Source organism: Klebsiella huaxiensis (assembly GCF_003261575.2).
In the GTDB taxonomy this organism is placed as follows: Bacteria; Pseudomonadota; Gammaproteobacteria; order Enterobacterales; family Enterobacteriaceae; genus Klebsiella; species Klebsiella huaxiensis.
The window spans coordinates 3,269,593-3,292,279 of sequence record NZ_CP036175.1; the positions used below are offsets into that span (position 1 = coordinate 3,269,593).

Below are 22,687 nucleotides of genomic sequence, written 5' to 3' on the forward strand. Positions count from 1 at the left end.
TTGTTCGCGGATAGTGGTTTCAGTCTAAGTCGGGGTCGCCATTCGCGCTTTTTTCTCTGTGACATTCGCTTGTGCCGCTGTGACAGGCTCCGCAATTAAGCCGATTACGTGGACAGAAAATGTGCCGCAGGTAATAGTTCTTTCATATACTCCACCTCCAGCCCTTGCCAGCAGCATCATAAATGCAACAATACAAAAACATTATGATTACAAGGGATGCGCGATGAGTACGGCAAATCGTGGGCAGGATTACCAGCACTGGTTAGCAAGAATCAATCAGGTCTGCGGGCAATTCGCCGCCCGTCCGCTGGATGATAATTTTCACGGTGAGATAGACGCCAGCTATGCGGGCAGCCTGAAAGTCAGTACCGTTACCGCTCGCGGCATCAACCTGTACCGTACCAGGCAAGAGATTAAGCGCGATAACGACGCCTGGTTTTATACCGTTTTCCAGCTCGCGGGCCAGGCAACGATTGAACAGGATGGCCGTCAGGCGCTGCTGGAGACCGGCGATATCACGCTAATTGATGCTTCTCAGCCGTGCTCGATTGTCTGGCAGCAAACCTCGCGTCAGGCCTCCTTGCTATTGCCAAGAACGCTGCTTGAACAGCAACTGCGCGGCAGCGACATCAGCATTGCCACCCGGCTGGCGAAAAGCCTGCCGATGGTTCAGCTCAGCCAGCGTCTACTGCAAGAAAGTATGAACAGCCCCGAGCTGTCGGCAAGCGAAAGCGAAGCGGCGCTGGAGGCGATTGTCTGCCTGCTGCGCCCGATGCTGCATCATCAGGAGGCTCAACCATCGCGGCGCGATAAGCAGTTTCGCAAAATCATGGATTTAATCGATGAGTCAATTCAGGCGGAACACCTGCGCCCGGAGTGGCTGGCCAGCGAAACCGGGATGTCGGTACGCAGTCTGTATCGGTTGTTTGCTGAAAAAGGGCTGGTGGTCGCGCAGTACATTAAGAATCGTCGGCTCGATCTGTGCGCCCGCGCGCTGCAAAGCGCACATGATGACGAAAAGCTGGCGGGGATTGGCTACAGCTGGGGTTTCAGCGATCATAGCCACTTTTCTACCGCCTTTAAGCAACGCTTCGGCATCTCACCGGGAGAGTATCGCAAGCGCTGCCGTTAGCTATTTTTTCAGCCATTTGCCGTTAAGGCCCTGCACATATTCCCCCGGCTGCGCCCTGGCGACCAGCTTCTGCCCGGCCATTTTCGCCACCTGATCCACCGGCAGATTATTGTCATCCGCCAGCTGCTGATAGCTGTCGCTGCGGGCAGCGTTGATCTGCTTCACCAGCGCCAGGGTTTCTTTATCCTGCCGCAGCGGTTCAAGATAGCCGTTGAGGGTTTCGCCTACCCGCCCCTGCTGGCGAGCTTCGTTCAAGGTTAAAGCCAGTGCCTGAGTGCTGAATAACACGAGCGCCAGCGTCGCAGTTAACAGTCGTTTTCTCATCATCGCCTCAGAACAGATCGCTACGCGATTTGAGCAGATTCTCAACATCTTTATCCACCTTGATATGAATTTCATGCTCAATTTTGACATTCATATTGATGGTGATCGGCTCCTTTGACGCCGCAATCTCAATGCGCGGCGTGCAGCCCGCCAGCAGCATGGTCGCCAGAAAGGCGGTGAGTAGTTTGATCATTATTGTTGTTCCTTACAGGTGTTACTGTCCTGACAGCGCTGCGCGGGCAGCCTGGCATTTTGTTCAAGCCACGCTTGCAAATTGTCACCAAAACGCAAGCTGCGCCACAGGTCAAAAATATTCTCTTCATGGGAATAGTTTAAGTGCACCGTGTTGCTTTTGCCCTCTACCCGGCTGGTGCCGCTAATCGTCGCCTTCAGCGTCAGTACACCAAGGTTATCGAGGTTGATGCGCGTCCACGAGGTGGCAACTTCCATATAACGCAGCCAGTTTATCGCCGCCCCGGCGGAGACGTTATCGGCCACCAGCGCGTCGGCGGTGTCTTTATCCAGGCGCATTGTCATCGGCCCCGGATTATTGAACCAGCCGTCCTTGATTATCCATTTATCGTTATTCAGCCACAGCGGCAGCGCGCCGTTAAACGGACCGGAGACGGCAAACTGCTTCACTTTAATTGCGCTAATTAATTCGCTGCTGGAGATGTTTTGCAAACGCAGCAGCGCCGGATCATGCTGCGGCATCCGCAGCTGCTGCATGGTCAGCTTACCGCCGAGTATATCGACGCTGACGTTGCTCAACTGCAGCGGGGCGTCTTCGCTCCACGGGTAAGTGCCCTGGAGATCCGCTGTCAGATTACGCGAAGTGAACTGGTTGACGATTTCCCCAATGCGCAGCGATACCGGATGACGGGTACCGAGCTGCCAGGTACCTTCGCTAAAGCGAAATGGCAGAACGAAATCGACGCCGTTAATCTGGTTATCCGGCATCCAGGCGCTACCGCCTTTCAGGACGCCGTGCCCGCCCGCTTCAAAACCCTGATCGGCGGCGGCAGAGAACGCCACCTGAGCGTACAACTCGCCTTCGCGCAGATTCATTTTCCACTCAGGTGGCACCAGCGGCTGGAACACGGTTAAAGACTGTTTTGGCCACCACGCCTGTCCACGCAGACGTTCGCCGTCCCAGCGCCCGGTAACGCGTACCGGACCAATGCTTTGCGCATGCAATGAACCGTTGAACTGAAACCAGGTCGGGTCGCGCCCATCGACGTTAAATTTGAGCGTCGAGGGCGGCAGTTCGCTGCCGCCGCTGAAGGTGGTTTTACCGGCGTCCAGCGACAGCGCCCCGGTCAGTTTCGAGTGCTGCTCATCGCGCAGCCAGTGGATCGGCTCTTCCAGCGTCAAACGCGGCGTGCTGACCAGCATGGAGCCGTATTGCAGCTTATCGAAGCCCGTAGACAAGCTGTTGAGCACGATGGCGCTGTCAGTCCACTCGCCCGCGCCTTTGACATCCCAGCGCGCCTGCATCGGCGTGAAATGGCCCTCGCCCCAATAGCGCCACTGCCAGCGACCGCGGTCGGGCATAAAGTTGTCGGCCTGACCGTCAAGATGCAGGGTAAAATCGCCCATTTCCTGCTCATGGGCGCGTAAAATGGCCTGCAGGCGGCCATCGACGCCCTGTTGAGTCACTTTAACACCCGCCAGCGGCCAGCGGATCTCATCAATATTGAGTGAATCGATGACCCGACCGCGCGACCGCAGCAGCGCGCCGGGGTGAAAATTAAGCACCGGCGCGGTGAGCGACCCGCTCAGCTGCGCGGGCAGTTTGGCATAAAAAATCAGATCGCCAAGCTTGGCTTCCCCGGTCAGTTGGAGCGGCATGTCGCTGCTGTCCATGCTCAGCTTACCGGGGCCAATATTCAGCACCGCGTTGCCCTTACCGGCCTGCCCCTGCGTCAGCACGTTCAGCCGTCCGCTGACCTGCATCTGCTCGGTGCCCTGCTGCCAGTTGCCTACCGACAGCGCGACGCGACCGCTCAGCGCATTACCGGCGTATTCGGTGTGCCAGCGGCCATCGCTGATGGCGATACGATCGGGCGTAATTTCCCACGGCAGGTCAAGCATTGGCTCCACTTCACCGCGCGGGGTAACCAACAACTGCCCGCGATTCTCTTGCCACTCGAGCTCGGCATCCACCAGCCCGGGCGCTTGCGCAAACTCGAAGGTGCTGAACAGGTGACCATCGACCGGGAAACCGTCCGGCACCAGCGGCATATGAAACTCGCCCACCAACTTCACCGGGGCCTGATCTTCCACTAAACGCGCGGAAAAGTTGCTGACCGTCAGCGCCTGACCGCGCAGCCGCGCCTGAACAGAGATCTCTTTTCCAGCATAGCCAATATCCTGCTGCTCTGGCGTGAGCGACATCACCAGCCGCCCTTGCCATTTTTCCCACGGCGACAGACGCAGATTTTCAATGGTCAGCCAGCTATAAGGAAGCATCGATTGCCATTCGGCGAGGGTTTTCGGCGCACCGGGAGCGGCTTCGCTCTCCGGCAGCTTGTTCAGACAGGCGCTGTTAACATCCAGCTCAGTGATATGTAAACGCCAGCGACTGGGACGGGACAGCTCGGCATTAGTGACGCGAGCGATTTCGCAGTCGCCCACCAGATAGCGCAGATCGGGGATACGCAGTGAGGTGCGCGTCAGGCGTGGACTGTCATTCAGAGCGATCCGGGTTCCGGCAGGCAGCCAGATCCCCGCCAGCGTGGGGACCCAATGGGTGAGCGTCAACAACAAAGCCAGCGGTAGCAACACGAGTGCTAATAATAGCGCGATGGCGGCTTTATATTTACCCTTCATGGGCAGCTAATATCCTGATTCAAAATAAGTAAAAGCCGAGAGGCCGTTATTGTGGCACGTTCGACCTGCGAGTTAAAGTTTCCGTCCCGTTTAAGCGTAGTCGCCGTCACGTGATTCTCCAGCAAGCTATTGAGCCGATGTTTAGTTTTCCCCTGCGACACTGATTAACATCTGCAATCACAAACGGGCGATCCTGTGGAGTTGATTATTTCGCTGGTAGAGCACGCTCAGCGCCATTATTCATTGGTATTGCTGATGGTTTTCCTGCTGACGTTCACTAAATCCTGCGCCGTTATCTCGCTGCTGATACCGGGCACCTCCGGGCTGCTGCTGTTTGGTACCCTGGCCTCCGTCAGCGTCGGGCATTTCTTGCTAATGTGGCTTAGCGCAAGCCTCGGCGCAATCGGCGGATTCTGGCTCTCGTGGCTGGCAGGACGCCGCTACCGACACCATCTGCATCGCATTCGCTGGCTCAATGCCGAGCGCCTCGCTCGCGGCCAGCTGTTTCTGCGTCGCCACGGCGCGTGGGCGGTCTTTTTTAGCCGCTTTCTCTCCCCGCTGCGTGCCACCGTCCCGCTGGTGACCGGCGCCAGCGGCACTCCTCACGGGCATTTTCAGCTCGCTAACGTCAGTTCCGGTTTGCTCTGGCCGCTAATGCTGCTGATCCCCGGGGCATTCAGTCTTAATATCTGGTAAAAAAACATTACCTTTCAAAGAGATTCCTGAACTTGTCGATATGCTCTAGAATTATCACTATAACTTGATGATTAAACTAATTTTGAGTATTTGTAAGATTATTTTAATTATGCTACCGTGACGGTATTATCACTGGAGAAAAGTCTTATGAAAATCGCTGTGTATAGTACGAAGCAGTACGACAAGAAGTATTTGCAGCATGTTAATGATGCATACGGCTTTGAACTTGAATTTTTTGACTTCCTGCTAACCGAAAAGACCGCGAAAACTGCCAACGGCTGCGACGCGGTATGTATTTTCGTTAACGATGACGGTAGCCGCCCGGTGCTTGAAGAACTTAAAGCCCACGGTGTGAAGTACATCGCCCTGCGCTGCGCCGGGTTCAACAACGTTGACCTCGATGCCGCCAAAGAGCTGGGACTGCGCGTGGTGCGCGTTCCGGCCTACTCGCCAGAAGCGGTCGCAGAGCATGCTATCGGCATGATGATGTCGCTGAACCGCCGCATTCACCGCGCCTATCAGCGTACCCGCGACGCTAACTTCTCTCTGGAAGGGCTGACCGGTTTCACCATGCACGGTAAAACCGCAGGGGTTATCGGCACCGGTAAAATCGGCGTCGCCGCGCTGCGCATTCTTAAAGGCTTCGGTATGCGCCTGCTGGCATTTGATCCGTACCCAAGCGCCGCCGCGCTGGACATGGGGGTGGAGTATGTCGATCTTGAGACGCTGTACAGAGAGTCCGATGTTATCTCCCTGCACTGCCCACTGACCGATGAAAACTATCATCTGCTGAACCACGCCGCTTTTGATCAGATGAAAGATGGCGTGATGATCATCAATACCAGTCGCGGTGCGCTGATCGACTCTCAGGCAGCGATTGACGCCCTGAAGCATCAGAAAATTGGCGCACTGGGGATGGACGTGTATGAGAATGAACGTGATCTGTTCTTTGAAGATAAGTCTAACGACGTTATTCAGGACGATGTTTTCCGCCGTCTCTCCGCCTGCCACAACGTGCTGTTTACTGGTCACCAGGCGTTTCTGACTGCTGAAGCATTGATCAGTATTTCGCAAACCACCCTCGACAACCTGCGTCAGGTGGATGCTGGCGAAACCTGCCCGAACGCGCTGGTCTGATTTTCCTTTCCCTTTTGTGCTCCCCCTTCGCGGGGGGCACATTCAGATAATCCCCACAGAAATCGCCTGCGATACAGTTACAATCCCCTTCATTTATTGATGTGATAAATATTTTTGGAGATTAAATGAACAAGTTTGCTGCACTGCTGGCGGCGGGAATGTTGCTATCGGGCTGCGTCTATAACAGTAAGGTGTCGACCGGAGCGGAGCAGCTTCAGCACCATCGTTTCGTGCTAACCAGCGTCAACGGGCAGCTGCTGAAAGCAGGGGATAAGCCACTAGAGCTGAGCTTCGGCGAAAAGATGCCGATAACTGGCAAGATGTTCGTTTCAGGTAATATGTGCAACCGTTTCAGCGGCACGGGCAAAGTCTCTGACGGCGCGCTGAAGGTTGAAGAGCTGGCAATGACCCGAATGTTATGCGCGGAGCCGCAGTTGAATACGCTGGATGCTACACTCAGTAAAATGCTGCGCGAAGGCGCACAGGTCGACCTGACGGAAAATCAGCTCACGCTGGCCACCGCCGATCAAACGCTGGTATACAAACTCGCCGACCTGGTGAATTAATAGTTACCGCAGCTTCCGCCTGCCAGCGCCTGCTCGCTGCAGCGCTTGCCGTTTGGCAATGCGCACATGCCGATAGCGGAGCCATCGAGCTGGCGGGCCACCGATAACGAGCCGCCGACCATCGCGCAGTTTGCCTCACCGCTGCTGCTCATCGCAGCACGCATCCCTGGCGGCACGTGCGCCGCTGTTGCCTGCTGAACAGGTTCATCGTTACTGCTACATGCCGACAGTAACAACGCGGCACATCCGACTAAAAAAGCTGCTCGCATTCTCTCTCCCCTCAGATACATCTGAAAATGAACAAACCCAAGAATAATAGGCAGCGCAGCGAGCGGCGTCGAGAGGCAAAGTACGTATTTATGCGCCGCATTAACATTTTCTAGCAATTTTTATGCGCAAAGGTTGATCTTATCGAGAAGGCCTGCAAGCAATCGCCCCACTAATAAATAGGGGGTATCGTGAAAATGCACGTTGAGATATTTCTTAAGTAGCCGACGCGTTGCAGAATGAGTGCATGATTACGCGCACGTAAAAAACTCAGGATCGCCATGTTACGCAATTTGTTTAAATCTGAAGCAGATAAAACCAGAGACGAACTTACGACATTCAGGATCTCACTTTTACCTTTTATTAAACAGTATCAGTTGGAAGATCGTTGGCAGGAAGCGTGTGAGGTCGCGTTTCAGGGCGATGATGCCATATCCTGGATCGAAAAAAATAGCCAACTCACGCGTTCAAGCCTCTTTTTTCAGCGTGCCAAAGAAGAGATGGTTGCTGGTGCATTTGCCGCTTACTTGCTGACGCATGCGCTGCCTCCCCTTTATTCATCGCATCTGAATACGCTGAAGCGTAAAGAACGTACGCTGACCGTTACTGACGATTATGGTGTTGAGCACTATGAAAAGTGGTTTAGCGAGCTGGAATACTTCTTCGAACACGTCATTAAATACGACCTGAACCACTGGATTGAACAACACCAGCAGCAACTTAATCAGCTATGGCCGGACAACAACCCGGCAGAGTCAGTATGGGGGTCTGGTCGCGTTAGCTATCGCGCGTTCACTTTACCCAGGCAGTTCGAACGTCTAGTCAGGCGCGAGATCCTGCGCGTGGTGGACGAAATGCCCGAACCGCATACGCCAGGCTATAACCCCCATTTAAGCGGGATCGACTATGAGCACTTTGTCGCCAGCTGTTTTGAAAAAGCAGGCGCCGCCTGCCAGGTGACGCGCGGCAGCGGCGACCACGGTCTGGATATTCTGGTCGATTATAGAGGATGTCGACTGGCAGTCCAGTGCAAACACTATCAGGGAAAAGTCGGCAATAAAGCGATTCAGGAAGTCTTCGCCGCGAAACAATTCTACGATTGCCTGCTGGCCATGGTGGTCAGCAACAGCGAGTTTACCCCCCATGCCAGACAAGCGGCGCAAAAGCTGGATGTGTATCTTTACCATCATGATGAAATAGCCGCATTTATTCAGATTCTTGATGAGTGGATTGATGCGCCTGATGGACCTGAAGTTAGCTAATTTCTTCGCAGACCGAAGCTCGGCTATGTACCATTCGCCAGATAGGTAACTCGCTTAAAAACGATCGGCATCAGACTTGATGCCCTGTTCTTTTATCGATAAAAAACCGCCCTGTAGTAGGCGGTTTGCTCTCGGGAAAAGCCTTCCGATACCATATTTTCTGGACGGAGATAATTTGATGCGGTCCAGTTATCTTTAATCACATGGTCTTTCTAACTGTTAACTGCGATATCAATAGCTTCCTTGATTGACTTCAACAACCCTGCTTTATCACGAAGCCCTATAACTTTTCGGTATACAGGGTTGTCCCAGTTGCTTCCACTTATAACGTTAACACTTAAATCATTTGAACCCTCATGGAAGGATATATCTATTGCAAAATTATTTGCATATTCTACTAGCAATATATCTTCATCGATATAACCAACTGAACCATCAAAATCCGTGATAAATAGCGTATCATCAGTCACCACTCCACCTTTGAAATCTATATCTGTACGGTTGATACTCATTTCATGTACTCCCTGGCTTTCTGTTCCGATATGGGGTGAGAGTGAATAACCCCCTGCGACTCTTTAACAACAACCCATTGGGTCTCTTTTCCAGCATAAGCACCAATTACACGATCATATTTTTTGACCTTCCATGTTGGATGTTTAGATGTTATTTGTCCATTTGCCCATGCATCGGTATCAATTTCAGGAATATTAACATCTGGTTTAAATTTAGCGCTCCCTCCATTAGCCGTTGTACTAACAATATCCTTCCAAGGTACTCCTTTAGGTGGATAATGCTTGTGCTTATGATTAACTGATTTTGGAGAACTATTCAACATAACATAAATAGGCTCCACTCCAGTTCCCGTCACATCAGGCTGCCAGTAGATGAGGTCCTGCAGAGGCAGGAGGTCTGCTATCGGGAACGTAGTGGTGACGATACTGTCGGCCTGCTTCACTTCTGTGCCAGTATGTACCGGCGTCACTGGTACCGGGGAGTTATTCCCGGTGTGTGATGGTGCCGCAGGGCCGAGCGGTACTGGATTAACCAGGATGGTACGCGACGGAGCACCAGCCACCGCTGGCACTGTAATTTTATCCAGCCCGGTAGCTTTGTCGCGTACTGCATTCAGCACAGGAACCGTCGGGGATACACCACTGGTGCCGGTCTTCACTAAGTTTACTGACTGCCGTCCGTCACTGTTCGTGGAGATGAAACCACGCACCGGCAGGTTGATACTTTTCATCCCCGGCTCGATATTCACCTTTCCGGCAGTGAACAGACGGGCCTGAGCAGCCAGCATTTCAATATCCCGTCCGGGAACTTTATCACTACCTGCACCTACGGGAGGCGAGAAGAATATCGTTGATGCCACCGCCGCCATAGGTCCGGCAGCACTGGCTGTGGCAGTTCCCACAGCCCCCCGCCAGAGAGCTGAGGAAAACCATCCTGATAGCTCAGCACTCCCCGTCATCACTGCACTGGTAGCACGTGAAAGGGTGGTTGCCGCGGCGGACAATTGTGTCATACCCGGAGCCCGGCCTAACAACGTCACACCGGGTGCCATCATCGCAGTGGTGGCTGCGTTTACCATTTCCAGCGTGTAAACAGGGGGATTCTGAACCCCGGCCTTTGCGAACAGGGCCTTACGGGTCGCTTCATTTGCTTCCGCTTCAGCCCGAAGCTTGCCAGCTTCAGCTCTGGCGTTGTTTTCAACCTCCTGACGACGCTGTAGTGGCTCAGTCGGCATCTGCATGGTCATGGAAAAATACAGCGGCTCCACTCCGCTGCCTTGAGGGAACCAAACGATAAAATCGCTGGTATTAGCGCCAACCGTAAATCCGGCCTCACGCAGGTCTCCCCTAACTTTCACTGCATCCCAGAGAAAGCGAGGGTTCTTCCGCGGGGATTTTGCTGAAAACTCAAAAGTATTGGTACGCATAACCCCCGGCAGGCGCCCGATAGCGTAATAATTTCCGCGGACAACGGCTTTCACCACAGGGAGGTTATACTCGCTGGCCCCAACCGACACAGCAGAAATTAGCTGCGTTCCCCCCTGGACATCATCCAGGATGCGAGTATGTACCGGTATACTTTCAGGGGCAGAAGACATCGCAGAGATGTTACTGTCCGTCAGCGCCTGTAAGGGAAACCAGATGAAAACCGGGTCGATGACTTTGTTTTTACCCGGGTACCAAGGCGCAGGTTTCAGCTTCCAGATATCTACTGCGGACATACCGCCTTTTAGAGGGGCCCCTTTAACCTTTTTTATTGCAGCCTGCATCTCCTCCGGCACACCGGCCGGCAGGGCCTCATTGTAGCCATCCTCCTCCGGCACCCAGCCATTGCCAGTTACCGGGTCAAAGGTTTTTTCTCCAGGGACATACCACTCTTTAATATCCGGTCGTTTAGGCCAGGTATCATCCTGCGTTCCTTTTGGGGTGACCATCAGTGTTTCTGTATCCCCCGGCAGCGGTGGAATATCATATCCGCGGGTTGGCCAGCCCCATGTATCCCCGTTCCAGACAACACCGGGTTCTGGGGGAACGCCGTTATTATAGCTAGCCGGATCGTAATTAATATCACTCATAAACACTCCCTGTGGACGCATCCCAAGCCAGTTGCAGACAGGAGACTTGTGTGCAAGTCTCCATCAAATCAGAGATGGTGGTTTCAGCGTTGTACAGCATCGGCGTTCTCCAGAGACTGAAAACGGACTTCCAGTGCCTTTCTGGCCAGTTTCTCTTCTCTGAGCGCCTCAACCAGCAGGGCCACTACGGCGTTGATGTTGACTGCGCGGGCATCACCAAGCACCCTGCCGTCATTGAGTGTCAGAGCTGTCTGCGTCACCGCCTGTGGCAGTACACTCTCTACTTCCTGAGCAATCACCCCGGCTTCCGATACGCCCTGTTTGAGGTAAGTGTAACCACCAATACTGTCGAGTTTTTCCAACGCATTACCAATTTTTTCAACCTGAGTTTTCATTCGCACATCGGAACTGCTGTGCCAGGCACCATTTGTGTAAGCATGTCCGTCGTTACGGAATTCATACCAGCCCTGAGATCCACCATTAGCGACATGAAGCCCGAGGAAATGGTGTTGACCAATGCGTTCGTAATGGTAAAAATCTGCGGATAAATCACTTATGCCCTGGAACCATATCCCATTGGTTTTCCTGTCCTTATTACTGTTCGTATTGTAGACACCATCAGCTTTGATCCACCCGTCAGTATTACGTTTTGTCAGTCGACCGACCGATAGCTCTGCTCGCGGTTTCAGATGCAGTTCGTTCCAACTTCCCTTCATATCCCTGTAAGAAATTAATCCGTAATCTTCCTTTCCGGTAATAATCCGGGATCCCATCAGCATCGTGGTAGTTATTTTGCCAGTGGTAAAATCAGTGTGAATATCTGCAGCGCGGTAAGTCTGCCCATTAATAAGTGGGTCAGGGCCCGTAGTCTTTGCTGTAATACCCGCATTATGAGAAATGAATGCACCACCAGAAATGTCGACCCCGTTTCGCAGAGAGACGCGACCAGAAGACAAATTGAATGAAAACGGTCGAAGTGTATTCCACTGACCATTTTGAGCTTGCCCGGTGACCGTAGTCAGGGCGTAAAAATCTTTACCATCGTTACGGAGAATGACACCAGTATTTCCGTTTGCAAGCCGAAATGCATTAGCCGCTTTTGAAACTACCTCGCCATCACTAACGATGCGCTTACGAAGTGCGGTTAGTGATTTCATTTCGGAAATATCGTCGTTAATACCATTTAAAACTTGTGCATTCTTTTTTTGGTCAGCCATATTCATTTTTCCTTATTAATTGCTAAATGCTTACTGTATAAAAATTATTTTCTCGTAGCGCTTATATCTGTACTTTCACTGTCGACCGTTGATCACAACTAATTTAAGTCGATTTCCTCAGCAACGGCAGATGAGAAGAATTCGAGAGAGTCAAATCATTAGGCATATTTAACCCCCCCAGATTACAGCCACTAAACTAATAATATTTATTAAAATTAGTTCAGAACATTTTCTTCAAGAGTAAAATTAACACTACTTTATATAAACAGGCAGTTATATAAGCACTCTCGCTTTCAACCAGCCATATACAAATGATTCATTGGAATCATACTTTTCAACCAGCTCCAGATAATACTGTCCCTGGCTACAATTCAGTGCTCGAAGTAATACGTTCTCTCCCTCTTTCCCTCTGCGGATAAGATAAAGACTCAACGCATTTAAGGTTCTGGGGCCAATAACTCCATCCGATATGAGATCCGGATAGAGCATTCCACGATGATTAAAAGCATTTAGCCACCGTTGAAGCCACTTGCTTGGTAATGACGGTCCCATGTTGACACCAGCATCACACAACTTTTCAGCGATAGTGGCAGATATGTCAGCAACCTGATCAAACCGGGGCGCAATCCAGTAGTCAGCATTGAGAATATCCAGCGCTCGCTGACGCGTCAGCTTTCGCATATCGCCATCATAGCCATGGGCCCGGGCGGTCACCTGAGTAATTCCCCAGTTTGTCGCCCCACCTTTATCATCCGGATGATTTACATAACCGCCCTCCTTATCCAAAATGGTATTAAAAATGTCATCTTTGTTCATACACACCTCATTTATACCCGTCATACTTCAAGTTGCATGTGCGTTGGCTTTGTTACTCGGCTCATCCATGAGCCTCGCCCTTCGGGGCCAGCGCAAGCGCTATTCAAGGCACGAGTGCCTTGTCCTGCAACTCGAATTATTTAGGGTGTGTCGATTAAATGTGCAATATTCCCTTTCGCACGAAACACAGCCATAAAAACGAAAAAATTGACTACAACAACCAACCAGTGGGTCGACTCATATAAGCCGAACAAATAGCGGAACGGTATGCTGGCATAGGTAATCACGAGTAAATATGCTGTACACGATACCCATGGCCGATATCTCCTGAGCTGGACACGGCGATAAAACATCAAATTTAGGGTAATAAAAGCACAGAGAACTGAATTAACCAGTGCAGGAAGGTTATTTTCCATTCGTACGCTCATTATTATGCCGGTTTAATATTTTGTACAAATCGGTTAGTTCTTGATTATTCAGAAACGTGAGGATCTTAATAATAAGTGCAGATATCAGCACCGCACCCAGCGCGTCTAATGGCCTTTCACTATACCCTGTCCAGGATGCCAGTTTCGTCCCGATTAACCCTGCTCCCAGGACACCAACAATAAAGGAAGTCATGAAATAAGCGGCCAATCGAAAGCGGGTAATATTTACCGCAGTTGCCACATAAAATACCGCACCAGCAAAAGCCCCAAAAACAACGCCATAATCAATACCTGTTACCAACCCAAACATACCAGCTCCCATTAGTCCACCAGCAACAACTAGCGATGTACCGGAAACAGGATCAGACATTTACCCTCCCTTCTTTCACTGTGAGTGATGATGGTAAATACCGAAGTGCAGAATAATTTTTCATACTTACACTACGGTTACCTCGCCGTTATTTTCTTTCTTTTTTGTAAACCAAGTGCATAGATCGCCCGATGGCAAAAATAGTCAGCGGATTCTATATATTTATGCCCAAACTCTTGTTGATAAATAATTGCCGCTCGCTCAATTTGGCGTTTGTATTCTTCACGTTGCCAGATAACATCCTGAGCAATAAATTTTATAGGCACAGCGTTATCAATAGAGTCCGGCGTATGATGTACTCCTTTGGCCTGAATCTGAGCGCGACCAGGCGTCGGTCGATGCAGAACATCTGCAGTGAGGGTTTCAGGATTTTGCAAGTGCGAGCGACGTTCACGGCGTCGGCCCGCAGCAGAACCCTTAAACGCGGTTCGACGGGACATAACAGCCTCCTTAATGATCTTTGGTGGTACGGTCATAGCGGAGACATTCGCTTAAACGAGCCTTATTGGAAACCCCATCCCAAAGTTCATTATTTGAGGAAACTGGCTTTTCAGCCACGTAGATTCATTACTGAATCGTTGTATCTCATCATCAGGATGATTGAGTTAAATCGTGTTGATGAAATAAAGATACCTTAAGGTTACTTAAAAATAAATACCCACGGGTATATTTTTCCATTTAAAATGATAATTACATGAAAATAAAGGATTTTTATGCATAACTTATTTGACGGGAGAGTCGGAAAGGAGATGGAAGAGTACAAGTGTTGCCTATGCGATGGCATAAGCAACCCTGATAGCGGAGCCCGTGGAACATTCTCAATAAGGCTTTGACACGACGCATCTGCACGCCTGACGTGCAGGCCGAATTTACACGAAGCGTTTAACGCTGTGGCTATAGATAACGCGACCGATAATTTTCAGATATTGTTCATGGCTTTCGCCAATCGTCCAGTCGGCATATTTACTGTTATCTGAATGCACAAGCAGGCCATCGGCAGTGAACTGTAGACGTTTTACCAACACCGCGCCTTTAAATGAGAAGACATAGATGCCGTCACCTTCGAAGTAATCTTTCGATACATCAATAAAGATATAGTCGCCAGTTTCAATCGTGCCTGACATGCTATCGCCGGATACCGTGATCACTTTGATATTCTCTGCGGGTCGGTTACCAAAAAGCCTGAGCGCGCCGACGGAGTCATAGGTGATACTGCTGACGGTTTCATCAACTTCACTTGAAACAATGCAACCGGGTCCAGCGCTGGCTTGTGCATCCAGAACTTCAATAACGTATTGTATCTGTGGTGAGTTTTCCACTCGTTCGCCCACGCTATCAATACTCCCGGTAATACCGTCCATCCATCCACGGGGCAGATTGAATGAAGATTCAATAAGTTCGACCATCTCGTCAGCTATCCTTTTCTTTTGCTTCTTACCTTCGGGGTAGAGCATCCGTGAGACATAAGAAGGCTCCCGACCAATGGTTCGGGCCACATCAACGGCTTTTCCGCCACATAAATTATCGCGGATATAGAGCAGGCGTTGCCGCCGGGTTTCGTATTTGTCCATAGGAGCGATTTTAACGTCATTTACCATCAGATGGGCAAAATATAGCAAATACTCATAAAATTACCTATAGGTAATCATCATCAATGCCCACGCTTCATCATCTTCCAGGTGCCGAACGGAAATCGACAACATTGCTACTTATGGAAAAATGGCGCACTCAATTTTGGTGTAGGGTGTCGTCCATACGCGAGTCTCTATGCTCAAGCTGAACTAATTTATCTAACTTATGGATTTTGTAGCGCCTGGAGATCAAAAAAGCCTGGTTCTTTGGCGTCTATACTTAAAACAAGCAGTCGCAAACGGGGTAACACAGCGCTCGTCAAAAATGAATTGATAAGAATCCTGTAAGGTTGCGCTGATGTCGGGTTGCAAGAAAAACATAAGCAAATGCTCAGGGAGTGTCCTTGAGCATAAATTTTATATTTATCAAAAATTAAGCAATGTGAGTATTGAATATGATCACTATCGACGGTAATGGCGCGGCCGCCTCAGTCGCGTTTCGCACCAGTGAAGTTATCGCCATCTACCCGATTACGCCCAGCTCCACGATGGCGGAACAGGCGGACGCCTGGGCTGGCAACGGGCTGAAAAACGTCTGGGGCGACGTTCCCCGCGTCGTCGAAATGCAGTCGGAGGCCGGGGCAATTGGTGCCGTACACGGTGCGCTGCAAACCGGTGCCCTCTCAACCTCTTTTACTTCATCGCAGGGTTTACTGCTGATGATCCCGACGCTGTACAAACTGGCAGGCCAACTGATGCCGTTTGTTCTGCACGTCGCTGCCCGTACCGTGGCAACCCACGCGCTCTCTATCTTCGGCGATCACTCTGATGTGATGGCTGTGCGCCAGACCGGTTGCGCGATGCTCTGCGCCAGCAGCGTCCAGGAAGCGCAGGATTTTGCCCTGATTTCGCATATCGCCACGCTGCAAAGCCGGGTTCCATTTATTCATTTCTTCGATGGTTTTCGCACCTCGCACGAAATCAATAAAATCGCTCCGCTGGCCGACGATACCCTCCGTAGCCTGCTGCCGCAGGATAGAATTGACGAACATCGCCAGCGCGCGCTGAATCCGGAACATCCGGTGATCCGTGGTACCTCCGCCAACCCGGATACTTACTTCCAGTCCCGCGAAGCAACTAACCCGTGGTACGACGCGGTTTACGATCATGTCGAAACCGCCATGAACGATTTCGCCGCCGCCACCGGACGCCAGTACAAGCCGTTTGAGTTCTACGGCCATCCGCAGGCAGAACGCGTCATTGTGATCATGGGCTCGGCCATTGGTACCTGTGAAGAAGTGGTTGAAGAATTGCTGAACCGTGGCGAAAAAGTCGGCGTGCTGAAAGTTCGTCTTTACCGCCCCTTCTCTGCCGCTCATTTGTTGGAAGTCCTGCCGGAAAGCGCCCGCGCCGTGGCAGTACTGGACCGCACTAAGGAACCTGGGGCTCAGGCAGAACCGTTGTATCTCGACGTGATGACCGCTCTGGCGGAAGCCTTTAACCGCGGCGAGCGCGAAACTCTGCCGCGCACAATTGGCGGTCGTTATGGACTGTCCTCCAAAGAGTTCGGCCCGGAGTGCGTGCTGGCGATTTTCAACGAACTGAGCGCCGCCAAACCGAAACCGCGCTTTACCGTCGGAATCTATGACGACGTTACCAACCTTTCCCTGCCGCTGGTGGAAAATACCCTGCCGTCGGAAGCCAAGCTGGAAGCGTTGTTCTACGGTCTCGGCAGCGACGGCAGCGTCTCGGCCACCAAAAATAATATCAAGATTATCGGCAACTCAACGCCGTGGTTCTCGCAGGGCTATTTCGTCTATGACTCAAAAAAAGCCGGCGGCCTGACGGTTTCACACCTGCGCGTTAGCGAGAAACCGATTCGTTCTTCTTATCTGATTTCACAGGCGGACTTCGTCGGCTGTCATCAGCTCCAGTTTATCGACAAGTATCAGATGGTCGAGCGTCTGAAGCCTGGCGGCATTTTCCTGCTCAACACACCTTACAGCGCTGATGAAGCCTGGTCGCGTCTGCCGCAGGAAGTGCAGGCGACGTTGAATCAGAAAAAAGCGCGGTTCTATATCGTCAATGCGGCAAAAATCGCCCGCGAATGCAGCCTCGGCGCGCGTATTAACACCGTTATGCAGATGGCATTTTTCCACCTGACGCAAATCCTGCCGGGCGATAGCGCGCTGGCGGAGCTGCAGGGCGCTATTGCCAAAAGCTATAGCAGCAAAGGTCAGGAACTGGTCGAACGCAACTGGCAGGCGCTGGCGATGGCCCGCGAGTCGCTGGCAGAGGTGCCGTTACAGCCGGTCGACGGCAACAGCCCGAACCGCCCGCCGGTGGTGTCCGATGCCGCACCAGACTTTGTCAAAACGGTGACCGCCGCGATGCTGGCGGGGCTCGGTGATGCGCTGCCGGTTTCCGCTCTGCCACCGGACGGCACCTGGCCAATGGGCACCACTCGTTGGGAAAAACGCAATATTGCCGAAGAGATCCCAATCTGGAAGGAAGAGCTTTGTACTCAGTGTAACCACTGCGTCGCCGCCTGCCCGCACTCGGCTATTCGCGCCAAAGTGGTCTCCCCGGAAGCGATGGAAAGCGCCCCGACCAGCCTGCACTCTCTGGATGTGAAATCTCGCGACATGCGCGGGCAGAAATATGTATTGCAGGTGGCGCCGGAAGATTGCACCGGTTGTAATCTCTGCGTCGAAGTGTGCCCGGCGAAAGACCGGCAAAACCCGGAAATCAAGGCCATCAATATGATGTCGCGCCTTGAGCACGTTGAAGAAGAGAAAGTGAATTATGACTACTTCCTCAACCTGCCGGAAATTGACCGCAGCAAGCTGGAACGTATTGATATCCGAACATCGCAGCTGATTAGCCCGCTGTTCGAATACTCCGGGGCCTGCTCCGGCTGCGGCGAAACGCCGTATATCAAACTGCTGACCCAGCTTTACGGCGACCGGATGCTGATTGCCAACGCCACCGGTTGTTCATCAATCTACGGCGGTAACCTCCCCTCTACGCCATATACCACGGATGCTAACGGCCGCGGCCCGGCGTGGGCGAACTCGCTGTTCGAGGATAACGCCGAATTTGGTTTGGGCTTCCGCCTTACCGTCAATCAGCATCGTCAGCGCGTGATGCGTCTGCTGTCAGAGTTTGCCGATAAGCTTCCGGCGGAGCTGAACGACGCGCTGCATGCAGAAGCAACGCCTGAGGTGCGCCGTGAACAGGTTGCCGAACTGCGTAAGGTTCTGGCAAATGAAGAGAGTGCCAAGGAACTGTTAACCGATGCCGATGCGCTGGTGGAGAAATCTATCTGGCTGATCGGCGGCGACGGATGGGCCTACGATATTGGCTTTGGCGGGCTCGACCACGTGCTGAGCCTGACCGAAAACGTCAATATTCTGGTGCTCGATACCCAGTGCTATTCCAACACCGGCGGCCAGGCCTCGAAGGCTACCCCACTGGGCGCAGTCACTAAGTTTGGTGAGCACGGTAAGCGCAAAGCACGTAAAGATCTCGGCGTGAGCATGATGATGTACGGCCATGTCTACGTTGCACAGATTTCACTGGGTGCCCAGCTTAACCAGACGGTAAAAGCGATTCAGGAAGCAGAGGCTTATCCGGGACCGTCGCTGATTATCGCCTACAGCCCTTGCGAGGAGCACGGTTACGATTTGGCCTTGAGCCACGATCAGATGCGTCAACTGACGGCCACCGGATTCTGGCCGCTGTACCGCTTCGACCCGCGTCGCGCCGATGAAGGCAAGCTCCCACTGGCGCTGGATTCTCGTCCACCGTCAGACGCGCTGGCAGAAACGTTGCTTAACGAGCAGCGCTTCCGTCGCCTGAATGCTCAGCAGCCGGAAGTGGCGGAGCAGTTGTGGAAGGATGCAACGAAAGATCTGCAAAAACGCTACGACTTCCTCGCGCAGCTGGCCGGTAAGGCTGAAAAACCAGCGACTGAAAGTTAAACCGCAGGCGTTTTTTCAGCATATAAAAAAAGCCCGAATATCAATTCGGGCTTGTCATTTAACCGACCAATAAAAACCATTCTCAGGAACGGACGGCAGCAAAAAAATTTTGGATGACAATAAAGGCATATAACGGGCGGATAATACGACATTAAAATTGGCGTGTATAATTTTTATTTTATATGTTTTCAATAAAAGCATTCACTATAATTATCATCATTTCATTAGTATTATTTGTTTTAGATTTTACTTATATCGTAACAATTGATACTTACCATATATTAATTCGCTCCTTTAGCATGAGTTCACTTCCCTTGAGGAAGCTAAAACAAAAACAGCTAAAGGATTGTCTAAATGAAAAGAAAAGTACTGGCCCTCGTTATCCCGGCATTATTAGCTGCTGGCGCTGCTCATTCCGCTGAGATTTATAATAAAGACGGAAATAAACTGGACCTCTATGGCAAGGTAGACGGTCTGCATTATTTCTCTGATGACTCTTCTAAAAATGGCGATCAGTCTTACGTTCGTCTTGGCTTCAAAGGCGAAACCCAGATTAACGATCAACTGACCGGTTACGGCCAATGGGAATACAACGTCCAGGCGAACAACACCGAAGGGGCTGACAACCAGTCCTGGACCCGTCTGGCGTTTGCTGGTCTGAAATTCGCTAACTACGGTTCATTCGATTACGGCCGTAACTATGGCGTGCTGTACGACGTAGAAGGCTGGACCGATATGCTGCCAGAGTTCGGTGGCGACTCCTACTCTCAGGCTGACAACTTCATGGCTGGTCGCGCCAACGGCGTAGCAACCTACCGTAACAATGACTTCTTCGGTCTGGTTAACGGTCTGAACTTCGCCCTGCAGTATCAGGGTAAAAACGAAAACGCCGGTAGCGGCGAAGGCACCAACAACGGCGACCGCAGCGTGCGCAACGCGAATGGCGACGGCTTTGGTCTGTCTACTTCTTATGATTTCGGTATGGGTATCAGCGCCGCTGCTGCTTACACCTCTTCTGACCGCACCAACGATCAGATGACCCAGACCACTGCCGGCGGCGACAAAGCTGAAGCATGGACGACAGGCCTGAAATATGATGCCAACAATATCTATCTGGCAACCATGTATTCAGAAACTCGCAACATGACTCCGTATGGCAACGGTAACGGCGTCGCGAACAAAACCCAGAACTTCGAAGTGACCGCTCAGTATCAGTTCGACTTCGGCCTGCGCCCGGCTGTTTCTTTCCTGATGTCTAAAGGTAAAGACCTGAGCAATACCGATGGCGACAAAGACCTGGTGAAATATGCTGATGTCGGTGCAACCTATTACTTCAACCGTAATATGTCTACCTACGTTGATTACAAAATCAACCTGCTGGACGAAGACGACAGCTTCTATTCTAACAGAGGCATTTCTACTGATGACGTTGTAGCATTGGGCCTGGTTTACCAGTTCTAATGTTAAGGCCCGCTGGTAACGGCGGGCTCTCTCCTACTCTTACTCCTTCAACAGCCTCAGTCAAATCAAAACAATATATCTAATGCCTTAAAATAGTCGTCCGATGAATGATATATTGCTATCAAGAACTGCCGTAGCCGTAGAGGACACCCATTATGAATCATCAGCCCGTAAAATCTTCCCGAATCACCTCCGTCGCCTATGACGAGTCCTCCGGTATTCTTGAAATACGCTTTCGCGATAACCAAACGCTGCAGTATATCGGTGTCCCGCCGCGTATTTATCGTAATTTCCTGCAAGTTGTTTCTAAAGGTCGTTTTTACGATGGCGTCATAAAAGGTAAATTTACCGAACGCCGCTGCGCCTGATAGTAAAAGTGTGATTGTGGTCAATGTACAATAATTGCCTGGATGGCCTACACTTTTAGTGGTTACTTAAACAGGAGGTTTTATGAACAGAATGATTCTTGTGCCCATCGATATTTCCGATACAGAATTAACTGACCGCGTTATCAAGCATGTTGAAGCAGAAGCCAGAATCGATGATGCCGAGGTGCATTTCCTGACCGTCATTCCCTCCCTGCCCTATTACGCTTCGCTGGGAATGGCCTACACCGCTGAGCTACCTGCGATGGATGAACTGAAAGCGGAATCTGAATCGCGGCTGAAGGAAATTGTGAGTAAGTTTAATATCCCGGAAGACCGCATCCATTTCCACATTACGGAAGGTTCGCCGAAGGATAAAATCCTCGCGATGGCGAAATCGCTACCCGCAGACCTGGTGATTATTTCATCGCATCGCCCGGATATTACGACCTATCTGCTGGGTTCTAACGCTGCCGCTGTCGTGCGCCACGCCGAGTGTTCGGTGCTGGTCGTGCGTTAACCCTCTTAGCCCGCCATCGTGCGGGCTTTTTGTCTTTCCCCTCAGGGGTATTTAACCTTAAATGTGCTGACATTCCCCTCGCTAATCCGTACCATACACGCCACATGCTACGCACCAGCAAAAAACCGATAGAATGCTGGCAGAACGCGTGCTCTTCTGATGCCACAATATGAATTGAGCCACTATTAAATGCTGCAAAATCAAGAAATTAGCAAGAAAGAAAAATACAACATCGACAAGCTGCAAAAGCGCCTGCGTCGCAACGTCGGTGAGGCAATCGCCGATTTCAATATGATTGAAGAAGGCGACCGTATTATGGTCTGCCTTTCCGGTGGCAAAGACAGTTACACCATGCTGGAAATCCTGCGTAATCTGCAAAGAAGCGCGCCGATTTCCTTCTCGCTGGTCGCGGTAAACCTCGATCAAAAACAGCCGGGCTTCCCGGCACATATCCTGCCGGAATATCTTGAGCAGTTGGGTGTTGAATACAAAATTGTTGAAGAGAACACCTACGGCATCGTTAAAGAAAAAATCCCGGAAGGTAAAACCACCTGCTCGCTGTGCTCGCGCCTGCGCCGCGGCATTCTTTATCGTACTGCCACTGAGCTGGGCGCGACCAAAATCGCCCTGGGTCACCACCGCGACGACATCTTACAAACGCTGTTCCTCAATATGTTCTACGGTGGGAAGATGAAAGGCATGCCGCCGAAGCTGATGAGCGATGACGGCAAGCATATCGTTATCCGCCCGCTGGCCTATTGCCGCGAAAAAGATATCGAGCGCTTCTCTCAGGCGAAAGAGTTCCCGATCATTCCGTGTAACCTGTGCGGCTCGCAGCCTAACCTTCAGCGTCAGGTGATTGGCGATATGCTACGCGACTGGGATAAACGCTATCCGGGACGCATCGAAACGATGTTCAGCGCGATGCAAAACGTGGTGCCATCTCACCTCAGCGATACCAACCTTTTCGACTTTAAAGGGATTAACCACGGTTCAGCGGTGGTTGACGGCGGCGATCTGGCATTCGATCGCGAAGAGATCCCAATGCAGCCTGCGGGCTGGCAACCGGAAGAAGACGAAGCACAGCTCGATGAGCTGCGTCTGAACGTAGTGGAAGTTAAATAACGACGAGCGTCTCAGGCCACAGCCTGAG

The 22,687-nt window shown here is 51.5% G+C and carries 22 protein-coding genes; 10 read left to right on the top strand and 12 right to left on the bottom strand.

The features are described from left to right. Window positions 1-223 precede the first annotated feature (223 nt). Entirely contained in the window at window positions 224-1,132 is a 909-nt protein-coding gene (gene feaR, locus DA718_RS15775; RefSeq protein ID WP_112215691.1) for a transcriptional regulator FeaR, read from the top strand. Here feaR and DA718_RS15780 read toward each other — a convergent pair whose 3' ends face one another. The 3 genes from DA718_RS15780 to DA718_RS15790 are packed head-to-tail and all read right to left on the bottom strand — an operon-like array spanning window position 1,133 to window position 4,288. Next, window positions 1,133-1,456: a YdbL family probable chaperone protein gene (locus DA718_RS15780; RefSeq protein ID WP_112215690.1), complete on the bottom strand. Its 324-nt coding sequence runs from the start codon at window positions 1,454-1,456 to the stop codon at window positions 1,133-1,135. 7 nt (window positions 1,457-1,463) lie between these two features. Next, window positions 1,464-1,649 (bottom strand): YnbE family lipoprotein, encoded by a 186-nt coding sequence (locus DA718_RS15785; protein WP_110273412.1) that lies wholly within the window; start codon window positions 1,647-1,649, stop codon window positions 1,464-1,466. After that, window positions 1,649-4,288: a YdbH family protein gene (locus tag DA718_RS15790; RefSeq protein ID WP_112215689.1), complete on the bottom strand. Its 2,640-nt coding sequence runs from the start codon at window positions 4,286-4,288 to the stop codon at window positions 1,649-1,651. The genes DA718_RS15785 and DA718_RS15790 overlap by 1 nt, the downstream gene beginning before the upstream one ends. Before the next feature lie 195 nt (window positions 4,289-4,483). Between DA718_RS15790 and DA718_RS15795 the strand changes: the two genes are divergently transcribed. The 3 genes from DA718_RS15795 (at window position 4,484) to hslJ (ending at window position 6,687) form a co-directional block, all read left to right on the top strand. Further along, window positions 4,484-4,984, top strand: coding sequence for a DedA family protein (locus tag DA718_RS15795; RefSeq protein WP_112215688.1), 501 nt, complete (start codon window positions 4,484-4,486; stop codon window positions 4,982-4,984). Window positions 4,985-5,131: 147 nt separating this feature from the next. Beyond that, a complete protein-coding gene (locus DA718_RS15800; RefSeq protein WP_112215687.1) occupies window positions 5,132-6,121 on the top strand; it encodes a 2-hydroxyacid dehydrogenase in 990 nt (329 codons plus the stop codon). Between the two features lie 125 nt (window positions 6,122-6,246). After that, complete coding sequence (gene hslJ / locus DA718_RS15805; RefSeq protein WP_112215686.1) at window positions 6,247-6,687, top strand: heat shock protein HslJ; 441 nt, start codon at window positions 6,247-6,249, stop codon at window positions 6,685-6,687. Here the strand turns inward: hslJ and DA718_RS15810 are convergent. Next, window positions 6,684-6,956, bottom strand: a complete 273-nt coding sequence (locus DA718_RS15810; RefSeq protein ID WP_110273417.1) for a putative hemolysin — start codon at window positions 6,954-6,956, stop codon at window positions 6,684-6,686. The genes hslJ and DA718_RS15810 overlap by 4 nt on opposite strands. Window positions 6,957-7,235: 279 nt before the next feature. Here DA718_RS15810 and DA718_RS15815 point away from each other — a divergent pair, with 279 nt between their 5' ends. Continuing rightward, window positions 7,236-8,216, top strand: coding sequence for a restriction endonuclease (locus tag DA718_RS15815; RefSeq protein ID WP_112215685.1), 981 nt, complete (start codon window positions 7,236-7,238; stop codon window positions 8,214-8,216). Between the two features lie 212 nt (window positions 8,217-8,428). On the opposite strand, the gene DA718_RS15820 is transcribed toward DA718_RS15815, so the two are convergent. The 8 genes from DA718_RS15820 to DA718_RS15855 form a co-directional block, all read right to left on the bottom strand. Continuing rightward, window positions 8,429-8,728: a hypothetical protein gene (locus DA718_RS15820; RefSeq protein WP_112215684.1), complete on the bottom strand. Its 300-nt coding sequence runs from the start codon at window positions 8,726-8,728 to the stop codon at window positions 8,429-8,431. Then, window positions 8,725-10,803, bottom strand: a complete 2,079-nt coding sequence (locus DA718_RS15825) for a colicin-like bacteriocin tRNase domain-containing protein (protein WP_167492776.1) — start codon at window positions 10,801-10,803, stop codon at window positions 8,725-8,727. The genes DA718_RS15820 and DA718_RS15825 overlap by 4 nt, the downstream gene beginning before the upstream one ends. Before the next feature lie 83 nt (window positions 10,804-10,886). Further along, entirely contained in the window at window positions 10,887-12,020 is a 1,134-nt protein-coding gene (locus DA718_RS15830; protein WP_167492777.1) for a tail fiber domain-containing protein, read from the bottom strand. 273 nt (window positions 12,021-12,293) lie between these two features. After that, window positions 12,294-12,836, bottom strand: a complete 543-nt coding sequence (locus tag DA718_RS15835) for a glycoside hydrolase family 108 protein (RefSeq protein WP_112215681.1) — start codon at window positions 12,834-12,836, stop codon at window positions 12,294-12,296. Between the two features lie 140 nt (window positions 12,837-12,976). Continuing rightward, complete coding sequence (locus DA718_RS15840; protein WP_112215679.1) at window positions 12,977-13,252, bottom strand: phage holin family protein; 276 nt, start codon at window positions 13,250-13,252, stop codon at window positions 12,977-12,979. Beyond that, the gene (locus DA718_RS15845; protein ID WP_112215678.1) at window positions 13,242-13,634 is read right to left on the bottom strand and encodes a phage holin family protein; all 393 of its coding nucleotides are present in this window, start codon (window positions 13,632-13,634) and stop codon (window positions 13,242-13,244) included. Before DA718_RS15845 ends, DA718_RS15840 begins: the two co-directional genes overlap by 11 nt. A 77-nt stretch (window positions 13,635-13,711) precedes the next feature. Next, the gene (locus DA718_RS15850) at window positions 13,712-14,074 is read right to left on the bottom strand and encodes a transcriptional antitermination N peptide (protein WP_112215677.1); all 363 of its coding nucleotides are present in this window, start codon (window positions 14,072-14,074) and stop codon (window positions 13,712-13,714) included. 429 nt (window positions 14,075-14,503) lie between these two features. After that, window positions 14,504-15,205 (bottom strand): S24 family peptidase, encoded by a 702-nt coding sequence (locus DA718_RS15855; RefSeq protein ID WP_185928553.1) that lies wholly within the window; start codon window positions 15,203-15,205, stop codon window positions 14,504-14,506. A gap of 455 nt (window positions 15,206-15,660) precedes the next feature. On the opposite strand from DA718_RS15855, the gene nifJ reads away from it, so the two are divergent. From nifJ to ttcA, 5 genes are all read left to right on the top strand, one after another. After that, on the top strand, window positions 15,661-19,188 hold the full coding sequence (gene nifJ, locus DA718_RS15860) for a pyruvate:ferredoxin (flavodoxin) oxidoreductase (protein ID WP_112215676.1): 3,528 nt from the start codon (window positions 15,661-15,663) through the stop codon (window positions 19,186-19,188). Between the two features lie 354 nt (window positions 19,189-19,542). Continuing rightward, complete coding sequence (gene ompC / locus DA718_RS15870; protein WP_110273435.1) at window positions 19,543-20,649, top strand: porin OmpC; 1,107 nt, start codon at window positions 19,543-19,545, stop codon at window positions 20,647-20,649. Window positions 20,650-20,804: 155 nt separating this feature from the next. Then, entirely contained in the window at window positions 20,805-21,017 is a 213-nt protein-coding gene (locus tag DA718_RS15875; protein ID WP_110273436.1) for a KTSC domain-containing protein, read from the top strand. Window positions 21,018-21,099: 82 nt separating this feature from the next. Next, window positions 21,100-21,534, top strand: a complete 435-nt coding sequence (gene uspF, locus DA718_RS15880) for a universal stress protein UspF (protein ID WP_112215674.1) — start codon at window positions 21,100-21,102, stop codon at window positions 21,532-21,534. Window positions 21,535-21,723: 189 nt separating this feature from the next. After that, entirely contained in the window at window positions 21,724-22,659 is a 936-nt protein-coding gene (ttcA, locus tag DA718_RS15885) for a tRNA 2-thiocytidine(32) synthetase TtcA (protein WP_112215673.1), read from the top strand. Window positions 22,660-22,687 lie beyond the last annotated feature (28 nt).

Excerpts from the sequence above, each read along its gene's own strand:
- feaR (WP_112215691.1), top strand. The coding sequence starts at position 224 with ATGAGTACGGCAAATCGTGGGCAGGATTACCAGCACTGGTTAGCAAGA.
- DA718_RS15780 (WP_112215690.1), bottom strand. The coding sequence starts at position 1,456 with ATGAGAAAACGACTGTTAACTGCGACGCTGGCGCTCGTGTTATTCAGC.
- DA718_RS15785 (WP_110273412.1), bottom strand. The coding sequence starts at position 1,649 with ATGATCAAACTACTCACCGCCTTTCTGGCGACCATGCTGCTGGCGGGC.
- DA718_RS15790 (WP_112215689.1), bottom strand. The coding sequence starts at position 4,288 with ATGAAGGGTAAATATAAAGCCGCCATCGCGCTATTATTAGCACTCGTG.
- DA718_RS15800 (WP_112215687.1), top strand. The coding sequence starts at position 5,132 with ATGAAAATCGCTGTGTATAGTACGAAGCAGTACGACAAGAAGTATTTG.
- hslJ (WP_112215686.1), top strand. The coding sequence starts at position 6,247 with ATGAACAAGTTTGCTGCACTGCTGGCGGCGGGAATGTTGCTATCGGGC.
- DA718_RS15810 (WP_110273417.1), bottom strand. The coding sequence starts at position 6,956 with ATGCGAGCAGCTTTTTTAGTCGGATGTGCCGCGTTGTTACTGTCGGCA.
- DA718_RS15815 (WP_112215685.1), top strand. The coding sequence starts at position 7,236 with ATGTTACGCAATTTGTTTAAATCTGAAGCAGATAAAACCAGAGACGAA.
- DA718_RS15820 (WP_112215684.1), bottom strand. The coding sequence starts at position 8,728 with ATGAGTATCAACCGTACAGATATAGATTTCAAAGGTGGAGTGGTGACT.
- DA718_RS15825 (WP_167492776.1), bottom strand. The coding sequence starts at position 10,803 with ATGAGTGATATTAATTACGATCCGGCTAGCTATAATAACGGCGTTCCC.
- DA718_RS15830 (WP_167492777.1), bottom strand. The coding sequence starts at position 12,020 with ATGGCTGACCAAAAAAAGAATGCACAAGTTTTAAATGGTATTAACGAC.
- DA718_RS15835 (WP_112215681.1), bottom strand. The coding sequence starts at position 12,836 with ATGAACAAAGATGACATTTTTAATACCATTTTGGATAAGGAGGGCGGT.
- DA718_RS15840 (WP_112215679.1), bottom strand. The coding sequence starts at position 13,252 with ATGGAAAATAACCTTCCTGCACTGGTTAATTCAGTTCTCTGTGCTTTT.
- DA718_RS15845 (WP_112215678.1), bottom strand. The coding sequence starts at position 13,634 with ATGTCTGATCCTGTTTCCGGTACATCGCTAGTTGTTGCTGGTGGACTA.
- DA718_RS15850 (WP_112215677.1), bottom strand. The coding sequence starts at position 14,074 with ATGTCCCGTCGAACCGCGTTTAAGGGTTCTGCTGCGGGCCGACGCCGT.
- DA718_RS15855 (WP_185928553.1), bottom strand. The coding sequence starts at position 15,205 with ATGGACAAATACGAAACCCGGCGGCAACGCCTGCTCTATATCCGCGAT.
- nifJ (WP_112215676.1), top strand. The coding sequence starts at position 15,661 with ATGATCACTATCGACGGTAATGGCGCGGCCGCCTCAGTCGCGTTTCGC.
- ompC (WP_110273435.1), top strand. The coding sequence starts at position 19,543 with ATGAAAAGAAAAGTACTGGCCCTCGTTATCCCGGCATTATTAGCTGCT.
- DA718_RS15875 (WP_110273436.1), top strand. The coding sequence starts at position 20,805 with ATGAATCATCAGCCCGTAAAATCTTCCCGAATCACCTCCGTCGCCTAT.
- uspF (WP_112215674.1), top strand. The coding sequence starts at position 21,100 with ATGAACAGAATGATTCTTGTGCCCATCGATATTTCCGATACAGAATTA.
- ttcA (WP_112215673.1), top strand. The coding sequence starts at position 21,724 with ATGCTGCAAAATCAAGAAATTAGCAAGAAAGAAAAATACAACATCGAC.